Source organism: Streptomyces sp. NPDC056479, assembly GCF_042795335.1.
Classification (GTDB): domain Bacteria; phylum Actinomycetota; class Actinomycetes; order Streptomycetales; family Streptomycetaceae; genus Streptomyces.
On the sequence record NZ_JBHTRZ010000004.1, the window covers coordinates 283,150 to 297,301 of the forward strand.

Consider the following 14,152-nt stretch of genomic DNA (forward strand, 5'->3'; position numbering starts at 1 on the left):
TGATCTTCGACCGTGGCGCCGCATCCCGGGCAGGCGAGGGCGCCATTCAGGTGCCGTCGGCACGGGTGGCAGTAGTCCATGACGCGGGAAGACTAGGTTCCGCAGACGCACAGTTCATAGTCACAGCTGTGAAAGTTTTGTAGGAAACAAACCTTTCCCGCATGGCGAGTTGACGGATATGCCTGGACACGCCACAGACGCCCCCCACGCTCCGCTACGGGCTGCCCGAAATCCGTATCGAAAGCAGTGTCGAAACCGTTATGTGTTCGACCCATTGACACTCCCACCGCCGTCTCCCTACTGTCACGTCAGCATTTCGAACGCGTGACGAAATCTCGAACACGCTCGAGTGCGACACCACCGAGCCGACGACGCAGCAAGGGGCAACTGCCGTGCGCATCACCGGAATCAGCACACACGTGGTCGGGACGCCGTGGCGCAACCTGACATACGTCCAGGTGCACACCGACGAGGGAGTCACCGGAGTCGGCGAGACCCGGATGCTGGGCCACACCGACGCGCTGATCGGCTATCTGCGGGAGGCCGAGGCCAACCACATTCTCGGTTCGGACCCGTTCGCTGTCGAGGACCTCGTGCGCCGCATGAAGTACGGCGACTACGGGCGCGCCGGCGAGATCGTGATGTCCGGTATCGCCGTGATCGAGATGGCCTGCTGGGACATCAAGGGCAAGGCCCTCGGGGTCCCGGTCTGGCAGCTGCTCGGCGGCAAGGTCACCGACAAGGTCAAGGCGTACGCCAACGGTTGGTACACCACGGAGCGGACGCCCGAGGCGTACCACAAGGCCGCCCAGGGCGTGATGGAGCGCGGGTACCGGGCGCTCAAGATCGACCCCTTCGGCACCGGGCACTTCGAGCTCGACCACGAGCAGACCCTGTACGCGGTCTCGCTCATCGAGGCCGTGCGGGACGCCATCGGCCCCGAGGCCGAGCTGATGCTGGAGATGCACGGCCGGTTCTCCCCCGCCACCGCCGTACGGCTGGCGCGCGAGCTCGCCCCCTTCAAGCCGGCCTGGCTGGAGGAGCCCTGCCCGCCGGAGAACCTGAAGGCGCTGGAGAAGGTCGCCGCCAAGGTGGACATGCCGGTCGCCACGGGCGAGCGGATTCACGACCGCATCGAGTTCCGCGAGCTCTTCGAGAGCCAGGCCGTCGACATCATCCAGCCCGACGTCGGCCACATCGGCGGCATCTGGGAGACGCGCAAGCTGGCCGCGACCGCCGAGACCCACTACGTGCTGGTCGCCCCGCACAACGTGGGTGGCTCGGTCCTGACCGCCGCCTCCCTCCAGGTCGGATTCACCTCCCCGAACTTCAAGATCCTGGAGCACTTCAACGACTTCGCCGACGCGGAGATCAAGAAGGTCGTCAAGGGCGCGCCCCAGGTGAACCCGGAGGACGGCTGCTTCCACCTCTCCGACGCCCCAGGCCTCGGAGTCGAGTTCGACGCCGACGCCGCCGCCGAGTTCCCGCAGCAGCAGGCCCGCTTCGACCTGTGGGCCGAGGGCTGGGAGCAGCGCAAGCCCAAGGGCGCCCAGTGAGCACCGCGGTCGTCATCGAGGCGCCCGGCGAGCACCGGCTCATCGAGCACACGCCCCGTGAGCCGGGTCCCGGCGAGGCCCTCGTCCGCGTCCACGCGGTCGGCATCTGCGGCAGCGACCGCGAGGTGTACCAGGGCAACCGGCCCGAGGGGTACGTCCGTTACCCGCTCACGCCGGGGCACGAGTGGTCCGGGACGGTCCAGGCGGTCGGCGCCGGGGTGCCTTCGGGTCTCGTCGGCCGCAAGGTCGTCGGCGAGGGCTTCCGCAACTGCCAGGTCTGCGACCGCTGTCACGCCGGTGAGACGACGCTGTGCGGCGCGGGGTACGAGGAGACCGGGTTCACCCAGCCGGGCGCCATGGCCGGCACCCTGACCCTCCCGGCCCGGCTGCTGCACGTCCTGCCGGACGACTGCGACCTGACCGCCGCCGCTCTCCTCGAGCCGGCCGCCTGTATCGCCGCCGCGGCGCTCAAGGCGAACGCCCTGCCGGGTGAGCGGGTGGCCGTGGTCGGCACCGGGACGCTCGGGATGTTCGCCGTCCAGTTCCTCAAGGCGGGCTCGCCGGCCGAGCTGCTCGTGGTGGGCACGCGACGCGATCGCGAGGCGCTGTCGCGGCAGTACGGGGCCACCGGCTTCCGCACGAAGGACGAGCAACTCCCGGACGACTTCGACGTCGTCATCGAGACCGCCGGGTCCGCGGACGCCGCTCGCGTCTCCGCCGCCCTGCTCCGGCGCGGCGGACGGCTGGTCCTCACCGGGATCCCGGCGTCGGGCGCGCAGGGACTCGACCCGACCGATCTCGTCGTACGGCAGCTGGAGGTGCACACCGTCTTCGGGGCACCGCCGGACGCCTGGGCGCACACGGTGCGTGTGTTCGGGGCCGGACTGCTCGATCCGCTGCCGCTGGTCACACACGAGCTGCCGCTTCAGGAGTTCCCGCAGGCGATCGAGCTCGTCGGCTCCGGCGATCCGAAGGTGGGCAAGGTCCTGCTCCGCCCCTAGCCGTACGCCGGTACGGGGGCAACCTGACGGTCCCCGTACCGGCGTACACCAAGCCCCGCACACCCTGAGCCGCGAACCTCGTCCGAAATATCGAACAAGAAGGACAGCTTGTGACCGACGCTTCCGCAGCCCGCCGACCCGGTGAGCAGGTGCTCGCCGCCCTCGGCCTGGGTGCGCCCGACCTCTCCCCCGCCGACGCCTCGCCCCATACCTTCCCGGGCGGCGGTCGCTGGCGCACCGAGATCCCCTCGTGCGAGGGTCCCGAAGCGCTGGCCGTCGTCCTGAAGGAAGCCTCGCTGCTGGACGTGCCGGTCCACCGGATCAGCCAGGGCAGCGGTGTGTGGATGCTGAGCGACGCCGAGATCGCCGAGATGGTCGACGCGACGAACGAACGCGACATCGAGCTCTGCCTGTTCACCGGCCCGCGCGGCACCTGGGACATCGGCGGCTCCACGCGCACCGACTCGCGGGGGGCCGGACTGCGCGCCCGGGGCCATGACGCCGTGGCCGGCTGCGTCGAGGACGCCGTACGGGCAACGGAGTTGGGCGTCAAGTGTCTGCTCGTCGCCGACGAGGGCGTGCTGTGGACGCTGCACCGGGCGCGGGCCGCCGGGATCATCCCGGCCGACACCACCCTCAAGGTGAGCGCACTGATCGGCCCGGTGAACCCGGCCGCGTACGCGGTGTACGAGCAACTGGGCGCCGACTCGGTCAACGTGCCCAGCGACCTGACGCTCGATCACCTCACCGAGATACGGCGGGTCTCCGCCGCCCCCATGGACATGTACATCGAGGCCCCCGACGATCTCGGCGGTTATGTGCGGATGTACGAGGTCGCCGAGCTGATCCGGCGCGGCGCACCGCTCTATCTGAAGTTCGGGCTCTCCAAGGCCCCCGGCATCTATCCCTACGGGCACCACATGCGGGACCTGACGCTGGCCACCGCCCGGGAACGCGTACGGCGCGGCCGGCTGGCACTGGACCTGCTCGCACGGCACGGAGCTGACGGCGACATGGCGCCCCTCGGTTCACGGCTGCCCGGAACTCTGCGGCGTTTCGAAACTCCCGCATAACGTTCCGGACAAACCCCCTTCACAGAAGACGACGCAGTCGAACACAATCCCACACACCCTCGGTCGACCCACACGGCCCGCGCGGCAGCGTCTTCGCATCGCCAGACCGAGCCCTGCCACACACACATCAAGGATGATGACCATGCGCACTCGCAGAGCCGCACTCGCCGCCATAGCCTCCGCCGCCTCCCTCGCGCTGACCCTGACCGCCTGCGGCCAGAGCGGCGAGGGCGGCAGCAAGGAGGAGGGTGGGGACACCAAGGGCGCGACCATCGGCATCGCGATGCCGACCAAGTCCTCCGAGCGCTGGATCGCCGACGGCAAGAACGTCGTCGCGGACCTGGAGTCCAAGGGCTACAAGACCAAGCTGGTCTACGGCGAGGACGACCCGGACCAGCAGGTCTCGCAGATCGAGAACCTGATCACGCAGGGCGTCAAGGCGCTGATCGTCGCGGCCATCGACAACAAGTCGATGAACAACGTGCTCCAGCAGGCCAAGGACGCCGACATCCCGGTGATCTCCTACGACCGCCTCATCCTGGGCACCGAGAACGTCGACTACTACGCGTCGTTCGACAACGAGAAGGTCGGCGAGCTCCAGGCCAACTACATCGTCGAGAAGCTCGGCCTGAAGGACGGCTCCAAGAAGGGCCCGTTCAACATCGAGCTGTTCGCCGGCTCCAACGACGACAACAACACCCGCTACTTCTTCGGCGGGGCGATGAAGGTCCTGCAGCCCTACATCGACAAGAAGCAGCTCGTCGTCCGCTCCGGCCAGACCAAGCTGACCCAGGTCACCACCCTGCGCTGGGACGGCGGCACCGCCCAGAAGCGCATGGACGACATCCTGACCTCGGCGTACAAGAGCGAGCGCGTCGACGCGGTCCTCTCGCCCTACGACGGCATCTCCATCGGCATCCTGTCGGCGCTGAAGTCGGACGACTACGGCTCCAAGAGCAAGCCGCTGCCCGTCGTCACCGGTCAGGACGCCGAGGTCGCCTCGGTGAAGTCGATCATCGCCGACGAGCAGTCGATGACCGTCTACAAGGACACCCGCGAGCTCGCCAAGGTCGCCTCGGGCATGGTCGACTCCCTGCTCAACGACAAGAAGCCCGAGGTCAACGACACCAAGACGTATGACAACGGCTCGAAGGTCGTCCCGGCGTACCTGCTGGAGCCGGTCGCGGTCGACAAGACCAACTACCAGAAGGAGGTCGTCGACTCCGGCTACATCAAGGAGAGCGACCTCAAGTAACCGCCGGCCCACTCTGATTGGAAGGCACGACCATGGCGGGACCCGTCCTGGAAATGCGCTCGATCGTCAAGACCTTTCCCGGCGTCAAGGCGCTGTCGGACGTCACACTGACCGTCCAGCAGGGCGAGGTCCACGCCATCTGCGGGGAGAACGGCGCCGGCAAGTCGACGCTGATGAAGGTCCTCTCCGGCGTCCATCCGCACGGCACCTACGAGGGGGACGTCCTCTTCGAGGGGGAGGTCTGCGAGTTCAAGGACATCCGGGCGAGCGAGCACCACGGCATCGTCATCATCCACCAGGAGCTGGCGCTGTCGCCGTTCCTCTCCCTCGCGGAGAACATCTTCCTCGGCAATGAGCACGCCAAGGGCGGGTTCATCGACTGGCGGGAGACCCTGCGGCACGCCACCGAACTGCTGCGCCGGGTCGGTCTCTCCGACCACCCGGACACCCGTGTCGCCGACATCGGCGTGGGCAAGCAGCAGCTGGTGGAGATCGCGAAGGCGCTGTCGAAGAAGGTGAAGCTGCTCATCCTGGATGAGCCGACCGCGGCCCTGAACGACGAGGACAGCGGCAAACTCCTGGATCTGATCCTGGAGTTGAAGAAGCAGGGCATCACCTCGATCATCATCTCCCACAAGCTCAACGAGATCCGCAAGGTCGCCGACTCGGTGACGATCCTGCGCGACGGCCAGACCATCGAGACGCTCGATGTGAAGGCGCCGGAGACCACCGAGGACCGGATCATCAGCGGCATGGTCGGCCGGGACCTGGAGAACCGCTTCCCCGACCGCACCCCGCACGAGCCGGAGGAGGGCGCGGCCCCCGCGCTGGAGATCCGCAACTGGACCGTGCACCACCCGATCGACCAGCAGCGCAAGGTCGTCGACGATGTGTCGATCCAGGTGCGGCGCGGGGAGATCGTCGGTATCGCGGGTCTGATGGGCGCCGGCCGCACCGAGCTCGCGATGAGCGTCTTCGGGCGGACGTACGGCCGTTACCACGGCGGCACGGTCCTCAAGGACGGCAAGGAGATCCGTACGAAGTCCGTCCCCGAGGCGGTCAAGCACGGCATCGCGTACGTCACCGAGGACCGCAAGCACTACGGCCTGAACCTCATCGACACCATCAACCGCAACATCTCGCTCAGCGCGCTGGGCAAGGTCGCCAAGCGGGGCGTGGTCGACGAGCACGGGGAGCGGCAGGTCGCCGAGGGCTTCCGCAAGTCCATGAACATCAAGGCGCCGACCGTCTTCGAGCCGGTGGGCAAGCTGTCCGGCGGCAATCAGCAGAAGGTCGTCCTCAGCAAGTGGATCTTCGCGGGTCCCGATGTGCTGATCCTGGACGAGCCGACGCGCGGCATCGACGTCGGTGCCAAGTACGAGATCTACACGGTCATCGACCAGCTGGCCGCCCAGGGCAAGGCGGTCGTCTTCATCTCCTCCGAGCTGCCGGAGCTGCTCGGCATGTGTGACCGCATCTACACGATGGCCGCGGGGCGGCTGACCGGCGAGTTCTCGCGGGCCGAGGCCTCGCAGGAATCGCTGATGCGTCAGATGACAAAGGACAAAGAGGTAACCCGATGAGCACGGATGTGACCGCCAAGACCCCGGCCCCCGCGCCGCCGGGGAAGAGCTCGGGGGCCGCGGGTGACGGCCTGCTCCAGCTGGTGCTGGACGGCCTGCGCCGCAACATGCGGCAGTACGGCATGCTGATCGCGCTCGGCCTGATCGTGGTCCTGTTCGCGGTGTGGACCGACGGCGACCTGCTGCTGCCGCGCAACGTCTCCAACCTGGTGCTGCAGAACAGCTACATCCTGATCCTCGCGATCGGCATGATGCTGGTCATCATCGCGGGCCACATCGACCTGTCGGTGGGATCACTGACGGCGTTCATCGGCTCGATGGCCGCCGTGTTCATGGTCAGGAACGATCTGCCCTGGCCCGTCGCGGTCATCCTCTGCCTCGCCATGGGCGCCCTGGCCGGTGCGGCACAAGGGTTCTTCATCGCCTACGGCGGCATACCATCCTTCATCGTGACCCTCGCGGGCATGCTGATCTTCCGCGGTCTCACCGAGATCTTCCTGGAGGGCCAGACGCTCGGCCCGTTCCCGGAGGGGCTCCAGAAGGTCGCCAACGGCTTCCTGCCCGAGGTCGGCCCGAACACCAACTATCACAACCTCACACTTCTGCTCGGCTTCGCGATGGTCGCGTTCGTGGTCTTCCAGGAGTTCCGCGACCGCCGCCGCCAGCAGGAGTTCTCCCTCGACGTCGCGCCCTTCAACCTCTTCCTGCTGAAGCTGGTCGCGCTCGGCGCCGCCATCCTGACGCTGACGATGCTGCTGGCCAGCTACAAGGGCGCCCCGATCGTGCTGCTCATCCTGGGTGTGCTGCTGGTCGGCTTCGGCTACGTCATGCGCAACGCGATCATCGGCCGCCACATCTACGCGATCGGCGGCAACCTGCCCGCGGCCAAGCTGTCGGGTGTGAAGGACAAGAAGGTCACCTTCCTGGTCTTCCTGAACATGGGCATGCTCGCGGCCCTGGCGGGTCTGGTCTTCGCCGCCCGCTTCAACGCGGCCTCTCCCAAGGCCGGCCTCAACTTCGAGCTGGAGGCCATCGCGGCCTCGTTCATCGGCGGTGCGTCGATGAGCGGCGGCGTCGGCACGGTCCTCGGCGCGATCATCGGTGGCCTGGTCCTGGGCGTGCTGAACAACGGTATGAACCTCGTCGGCATCGGCACCGACTGGCAGCAGGTCATCAAGGGCCTGGTGCTGCTGGCGGCGGTCGGGTTCGACGTATGGAACAAGCGCAAGGTCGGTTCGTAAAGGACTGGGGCCCCGCCAACCGGCGGGGCCCGATGTCCATTCCGGACTGCGGCTTCGTTCTGAGCAGGAGCCGCGCGTGACTCCGCCCGCTTGCCGAGGGCAGCAGGCTTCCAGCCCGAAGGCTGCGGTCCAGCCCGAACCGATTCCCGCAGGAACTACAGAACGATATCGCACGACTACTCATCGCACAGGCGGAGGAACCAATTCCCCCGCTCTCGCTCACCCTTTGAGGAGCCGGACGCATGGACATGAGCAGACGCACGGTCATAGCCGGAGCCGCGGCGGCGGGGATCACCGCCGCGACCATCGGTACCGCCAACGCCACGGGGGGCAGGACGCCGGTGAAGTCGCTCTTCGGCAAACTCGCCGACGGCACCAAGGTCTACAGCTGGTCGCTGGCCAACGGCGGCACGCGGATGAAGGTCCTCTCCTACGGCGGCGTCGTGCAGTCCCTGGAGATCCCGGACCGCCGCGGGCACTACGCCAACGTCTCCCTGGGCTTCGACAACATCGAGGACTACGTCGCGAAGAGCCCCTACTTCGGCGCTCTGATCGGCCGGTACGGCAACCGCATCGGCAAGGGCCAGTTCACCATCGACGGCAAGGCCCACCAGGTCAACGTCAACGACGGCGTGAACAGCCTGCACGGCGGCGCCAAGGGCTTCGACAAGCGGGTGTGGGACGTCGAGCCGTTCACCAAGGGCTCGGACGTCGGCCTGCGCCTGTACTACACGTCCGTCGACGGTGAGATGGGCTACCCGGGCACGCTCAAGGTGAAGGTCACGTACACCCTCACCCGCCACGGCGACTGGCGCATCGACTACGAGGCCACCACCGACAAGACCACCGTCGTCAACCTCACCAGCCACGTGTACTGGAACCTCGCCGGCGAGGGCAGCGGCACGATCGAGAACCACCAGCTGAAGATCGACGCGTCCCGCTACACCCCCGTCGACTCGGGCCTCATCCCCACCGGTCAGCTCGCCCCCGTCGCCGGCACCCCCTTCGACTTCCGCCGCACCAAGCGAATAGGCGAGGACCTTCGCGAGGCGCACCAGCAGCTGCTGTACGGCAAGGGCATCGACCACAACTGGGTGCTCGACAAGGGCATCTCGCCGCGCCCCGAGTGGATCGCGACCCTGAAGGACCCGTCGTCCGGCCGCACCCTGCGGATGGCGACGACCGAGCCGGGCCTGCAGTTCTACTCCGGCAACTTCCTCGACGGCACCCTGGTCGGCCCGAGCGGCCGCACCTACCGGCAGGGCGACGCGCTGTGCCTGGAGACACAGCACTTCCCGGACTCGCCGAACAAGCCCTCGTTCCCGTCGACGCTGCTGCGACCTGGGCAGACGTACCGTTCGACGACGGTCCACTCGTTCAGCCGCTGACGTCCGAGACGTCTTCTCTGACCGACCTTCACAGGTGGCACACAAGTTCTCACCGATTCCTCAGTGGTTGAACAGCGCCACCCCAGCCTCCGTATGTAAGGGCGGCCCGTGCTCCCCCGCGCGGGCCACCCAAAGACGACGGGCCCGGGTCGTCCCCACCGGGCCCGCCCCATACGGAGGTTCCATGGCCGACAACGTCACCTCGCTGTTCCGCAGCACCGCGGCACACAGCCCGTCGATGGCGGCGCTGACGCGTGAGGGCGGCGACGGGGCCGGTCCGGTCGACTTCTGTATCCCCTGCAACCCGTACTTCCCGACGCCGGAGATGTTCCAGGACATGGCGTCCCGGTTGCGGGACATCATCACGTACTACCCGAGCAGCGCCGACACGATCACGGCCGAACTGTGCGGCCTGCTCCAGCTTCCGCCGCAGTGTGTGGCGATGGGCAACGGCTCCACGGAGCTGATCACCTGGATCGACCATCTGATGGTCCGTGAGTCCCTCGCCATCCCCGTCCCCACGTTCGGCCGCTGGACCGACCAGCCGATGGAAACCGGCAAGCGGGTCGACATGTTTCCGCTCCAGGAGTCCAGCGGCTTCGCCCTGGACCTCGCGCAGTACGCCGAGTTCATCCGCGCCCGGGGGACGCGGGTGGCGGTGATCTGCAACCCCAACAACCCCGACGGCGGCTACCTCCACAAGCACGCGCTCGTGCAGTTCATGGACGCGATGGCCGATCTGGACCTGGTCATCATCGACGAGTCGTTCCTGGAGTTCGCCGACGCCGAGCAGGAGCCGTCGGTGGTCCAGGAGGCCATGCTGCGGCCCAATGTCATCGTCCTGCGCAGCCTCGGCAAGAACTTCGGTCTGCACGGCATCCGCTTCGGCTACCTCGTCGCCAACCCGGCACTGGCCGGCATGGTCCGCTCGATGCTGCCGAAGTGGAACCTCAACGCCTTCGCCGAGCATGTGGTGTTCATGCTCAAGAACCACGGCGCCGAGTACGCGCAGAGCCTCCATCAGGTGCGCCGGGACCGTCTCGACATGGCCAGCCATCTGGCCCAGCTGCCGGGCCTGACGGTCTACCCGTCGCAAGGCAACTTCCTCTTCGTGCGCCTTCCCGTGGGCGCCGAGGGCACCGTGGTCCGCGACCGGCTGCTCACCGAGCACCGGATCCTGGTCCGCGAGTGCGGCAACAAGATCGGTTCGTCCAGCCGCTTCCTGCGACTCGTGGTGCGCCCCCAGGTGGACGTGCGTCGCCTGGTGTCCGGCCTGGAGCAGGTGCTCTACGGGTCCAGGAGGGGAGCCGCCGTACCCGAGCTGGGTACAGGGACCAACTACAGCTCGGGTACGGCGGCCGTGGACCGGTTGGTCAGCTCCACCAACGGCGCCGGTATGCAGGGCATCGCCGCCGCGGCCATGGCGGCGCCGATGCCTGCGGCGCCTCAGCCGCAGGCGGTGCCGGGGGGCGGCATGCCGATGCCGATGCCGGCGCCGGTTCCGGTGGCCCCGGCCGCGGCCGTGGCGCCGGCTCCCATGCCCACGCCCATGCCCGCACCCATGCCCGCACCCGCTCCTGTCGCCCCCACCCCGATGCCGTTCCCGTCGCCCGTGGCGCCGGCCGCGGCCGTGGTGCCGCCCGCGCCCACGCCGCCGGGGGTACCGGCCCGTGGTGGGCTCACGGCGGCGCAGGTACGGGGTACTACGGGGCCGGGGTTGACGCCGGCCCCGGCGACCGGGTGGCCGAACAGCCAGAGCTGGCCGAACGCGGCGGGGATGGGTGCGGCCGGGTAGCCCGCGCCCCTTCTGGCGTTGCGGCCAGGGGGTCAGTAGGCGACCGGCCAACCCGTGCTCCAGTTCAAGAGGTTGATGCCCAGCTTGGGTGTGCCGTTGTCGGTGCCGTCGTAGTAGTGGTAGACGATCAGGTCGCCGTCCACGTCGTTCATGATCGACTGGCCGCCGGGGCCGATGACGCTGCCGTGCGACTCCAGCACGGGCGTGCCGCCGTTGTTCGTCATCGCGACGCCGTTCCTGTCGTAGTACGGGCCGGTGACGCTCGTGGCGCGGCCGACCTTCACCTTGTAGGTGCTGCGGGTGCCGGCGCAGCAGGTGTCGTAGGAGGCGAAGAGGTAGTAGTAGCCGCCTCGCTTGACGACGGAAGGGGCCTCCACGGCCTTGGTGCCGGTCGGGCGGGAGGCGAGCGGGTAGCGGGTGGTGTCGGAGGAGGGCTGCTTGCCGGTGGCGGGGTTGATCCGGATCATCTTGATCCCGGTCCACCAACTGCCGAAGGACAGCCACCACTTGCCGTCGTCGTCGACGAAGAGGTTCGGGTCGATGGCGTTGTAGTCGCTGGAGGAGCCGGAGGTGTAGACGGTGCCGTAGTCGGTCCAGCTGCCCGGCTGCCCGGTCGTGGAACCCGCCAGGCCGATGGCGGAGGTGTTCGAGCCGAACTTCGAGACGGAGTAGTACATCAGGTACTTGCCGCCGTGGTACGAGATGTCCGGCGCCCATGCCTCCGGGACGGAGGAGTACGTCGACCACCAGCCGGGGCGGCTGCCGAAGGCGTCGGCGCCCGCGCTGAACGCGGTGCGGTCGGACGACGCCTTGCTCGCGATGCCGCCGCCGGTGGCGTACAGCAGGTACCGGCCGGCGGAGGTGCGGATCATCGAAGGATCGTGGGTGACGACGGAACCGGTGACCCGGCCGGGGTTGGGGTAGGCGGACGCCGTGGACGGGACGAGGGCGAGGAGAGCGGCGGCGGGGAGCGCCATCAGGGCTGTTCGCCTACGGAGAGTCCGGGGCATGGGAGTCCTCCTTGCGGTGGGGGTGACAGCTGGCCGATATGCCGAACAGCGCTCGCAAGTTCGAACGGACCGTAGAATCGAAGCACTTGCGCGTCAATGGTTCGCGCAGCCCCTCTCTTCCCGCGGCCCCCACCGTGCACGGACCTCGTTCGCCGGAAATCGCGATCACCCATGCAAATTCACGACGGAATTCACAACTCCACTAATTGAACCGTAACTTCGTTGACACTCACTCAATCGCGTGTTTAGGGTAGGCAACCGTAAGGAATTCTCGACGCCCAGGACGGATCACTGAACGGGGGTAGACGTGAGTTCCGTCGATAACGGGGGACGGGTCGAGAGCGACTGCCCGTCATGGGATCCCGGAATGATATTCACGGCCCCGGATGCCCAGGAAATCGACAGAGTCCTGGCCACCGTACGCCAGGAATCGAAGGCCCTGTCCGATCGATTACGCGACCGGATCGCGGAGCTGGACACCGAAGCCCTGCTGGACGGGATCCGCCGGTACGAACTGTGCGTGAGTCGACTTCAGCGGGTCAGCGTCTACGCGGAACTGCTGTACGCCCTGCACGACCAAGGACCGGCGGCGACCGGACTGCTGCGGCGCCTGGACGCCGAGTGGGCCCGCCTCGTCACCGAACTGGAGTTCTTCGAGCCGGCCCTGGCCGCCCATCCCGACCCCGGCGACCTCGACCCGTACACCCGCTTCGCCCACCACACGCGCACGACGGCGGCGAGCGAGGGACCGGGCGGGCCTCACGAGGTGGCCCTGACCGCACTGCTGCCGACCGGCACCGAGGGCTGGCAGCGCCTGGCGCAGCAACTACTCGCGCGTATCCGCGTCGAGATCGACGGCGAGCCACGCTCCATCGGCGAAGCCCTGCCCACCCTGTACAGCCCCGACCGCGCCGGGCGGGCCGCGGTCCACGCCTCGATCAACCGGGCCCTCGAACCCGAACTGGAACTGCGCGCGACCGCACTCGGCATGATCGTCGCGGACGGTGAGGCGCGAGCCGGACTCCGGGGCACGGACTGGCTGGAAGCACGCCACCGCGCCGACGGAATCCGGCCGGACGAAGTCGCCGCGCTCCTCGCCGTGGCCGACGAATGCACCCCGATCATTCATGAACACTACGCGCTGAAGTGCACACTTATGGGCCACGATCGACTGGCCGACTTTGACCGGTACGCGCCTCTCGACAATTCGGAACAGGACATCGCATGGCCCGATGCGGTCGACATCGTGATCGCCTCTTTCCGTAGCGTTGACCCGGACTTTGAAAAACTTGCCCTGTCAATATTTGAAAGCGGCTGCGTGGATGCCGCACCTCGCCCGGGAAAACAGCGAAGTGCTTTCACTCGCGCAATCCCCGGACAACTGCCCTGCATTTCCATGAACTTCACGGGCCGCGTGCGGGACATTCTCACCCTCGGACATGAGGTGGGGCACGCGGTGCACATGCGACTGTCCTCGGGCCGGCCGTTCCTGGCCGCGAGCCCGCCGTCCATGGTGAACGAGACCGTCGCCCTGTTCTGCGAGGCGATGACCGTGCGCACCCTGCTGGCCGGCAGCACCGATCCGCGCACCCGGGCGTCCGTGCTGGCGCGCTGGCTGGAGGACCAGATGGTTGCCGTCGGCCGGCACGCCGCCCTGCACCGGTTCGAGGTCGCGCTGCGTGCTGAGGTGCACGAGGTGGGCACTCTGGAGCCGGACCGGATCGGCGAGTTGTGGACGGACGGGCAGCGCCGCCTGTACGGCCCCGCCGTCGAACCGACCGACGGCTACCGCATGTGGTGGAGCTATCTCGGGCCGCTGTTCACCGACCCCGGTTCCCACTATCCCTACATCTACGGCCAGTTGGCGGCGCTCGCGCTGCTGAGCCGCTACGACGAGGACCCGGCGGGCTTCGGCCCCCGCTTCCACCGTCTGCTGTCGGCCGGCGACACCCTGCCGCCGGACCGGCTCCTCGGCGCCGCCGGGGTCCGCACCACCGAGGCGGACGACTGGCGCCGCGCCGCCCACACCCTGCGGGACCAGCTGACCCGGCTGAACTCCCTGGCCCGGCAGCTCCACTGACTTCCGTTCCCCCACCCCGGTGAGGGAACGGAGCATCCACACCGACCAGTCAGGAAGGAGGGGACCGAGATGACCGTTGCCATGAAGACGCGCAAGGCGAGCATCGCCGGCAGCACGGTCGAGGGCTGAGACCCGCCGTGCCCGGAGGTGACCGAGCCCGTGAGGGCCGT

Annotated in this window: 10 protein-coding genes; 9 read left to right on the forward strand and 1 reads right to left on the reverse strand. The window is 68.0% G+C overall.

The window, feature by feature from the left end:
• Window positions 1–392: 392 nt before the first annotated feature.
• From ACFQ6S_RS17830 to ACFQ6S_RS17865, 8 genes are all read left to right on the forward strand, one after another.
• The gene (locus tag ACFQ6S_RS17830; protein WP_383409993.1) at window positions 393–1,556 is read left to right on the forward strand and encodes a mandelate racemase/muconate lactonizing enzyme family protein; all 1,164 of its coding nucleotides are present in this window, start codon (window positions 393–395) and stop codon (window positions 1,554–1,556) included.
• Entirely contained in the window at window positions 1,553–2,557 is a 1,005-nt protein-coding gene (locus ACFQ6S_RS17835) for a zinc-binding dehydrogenase (RefSeq protein WP_383409995.1), read from the forward strand. The genes ACFQ6S_RS17830 and ACFQ6S_RS17835 overlap by 4 nt, the downstream gene beginning before the upstream one ends.
• 110 nt (window positions 2,558–2,667) lie before the next feature.
• Entirely contained in the window at window positions 2,668–3,630 is a 963-nt protein-coding gene (locus ACFQ6S_RS17840; RefSeq protein WP_383409997.1) for a hypothetical protein, read from the forward strand.
• Window positions 3,631–3,772: 142 nt separating this feature from the next.
• Entirely contained in the window at window positions 3,773–4,885 is a 1,113-nt protein-coding gene (gene chvE / locus ACFQ6S_RS17845; RefSeq protein WP_365210002.1) for a multiple monosaccharide ABC transporter substrate-binding protein, read from the forward strand.
• A gap of 32 nt (window positions 4,886–4,917) precedes the next feature.
• Window positions 4,918–6,468 carry a multiple monosaccharide ABC transporter ATP-binding protein gene (gene mmsA, locus ACFQ6S_RS17850; protein ID WP_383410000.1) on the forward strand — a complete coding sequence of 517 codons (1,551 nt, stop codon included), beginning with the start codon at window positions 4,918–4,920 and terminating at the stop codon, window positions 6,466–6,468.
• Window positions 6,465–7,709, forward strand: a complete 1,245-nt coding sequence (mmsB, locus tag ACFQ6S_RS17855; RefSeq protein ID WP_383410003.1) for a multiple monosaccharide ABC transporter permease — start codon at window positions 6,465–6,467, stop codon at window positions 7,707–7,709. Before mmsA ends, mmsB begins: the two co-directional genes overlap by 4 nt.
• A 242-nt stretch (window positions 7,710–7,951) precedes the next feature.
• Window positions 7,952–9,097: an aldose epimerase family protein gene (locus tag ACFQ6S_RS17860; RefSeq protein WP_383410006.1), complete on the forward strand. Its 1,146-nt coding sequence runs from the start codon at window positions 7,952–7,954 to the stop codon at window positions 9,095–9,097.
• Window positions 9,098–9,281: 184 nt separating this feature from the next.
• The gene (locus tag ACFQ6S_RS17865) at window positions 9,282–10,892 is read left to right on the forward strand and encodes a pyridoxal phosphate-dependent aminotransferase (protein ID WP_383410009.1); all 1,611 of its coding nucleotides are present in this window, start codon (window positions 9,282–9,284) and stop codon (window positions 10,890–10,892) included.
• Window positions 10,893–10,924: 32 nt separating this feature from the next.
• Here the strand turns inward: ACFQ6S_RS17865 and ACFQ6S_RS17870 are convergent, their stop codons facing one another.
• Window positions 10,925–11,902, reverse strand: coding sequence for an arabinan endo-1,5-alpha-L-arabinosidase (locus ACFQ6S_RS17870; protein WP_383410012.1), 978 nt, complete (start codon window positions 11,900–11,902; stop codon window positions 10,925–10,927).
• Window positions 11,903–12,269: 367 nt separating this feature from the next.
• Between ACFQ6S_RS17870 and ACFQ6S_RS17875 the strand changes: the two genes are divergently transcribed.
• Window positions 12,270–13,982: a M3 family metallopeptidase gene (locus ACFQ6S_RS17875; protein WP_383410015.1), complete on the forward strand. Its 1,713-nt coding sequence runs from the start codon at window positions 12,270–12,272 to the stop codon at window positions 13,980–13,982.
• Window positions 13,983–14,152 lie beyond the last annotated feature (170 nt).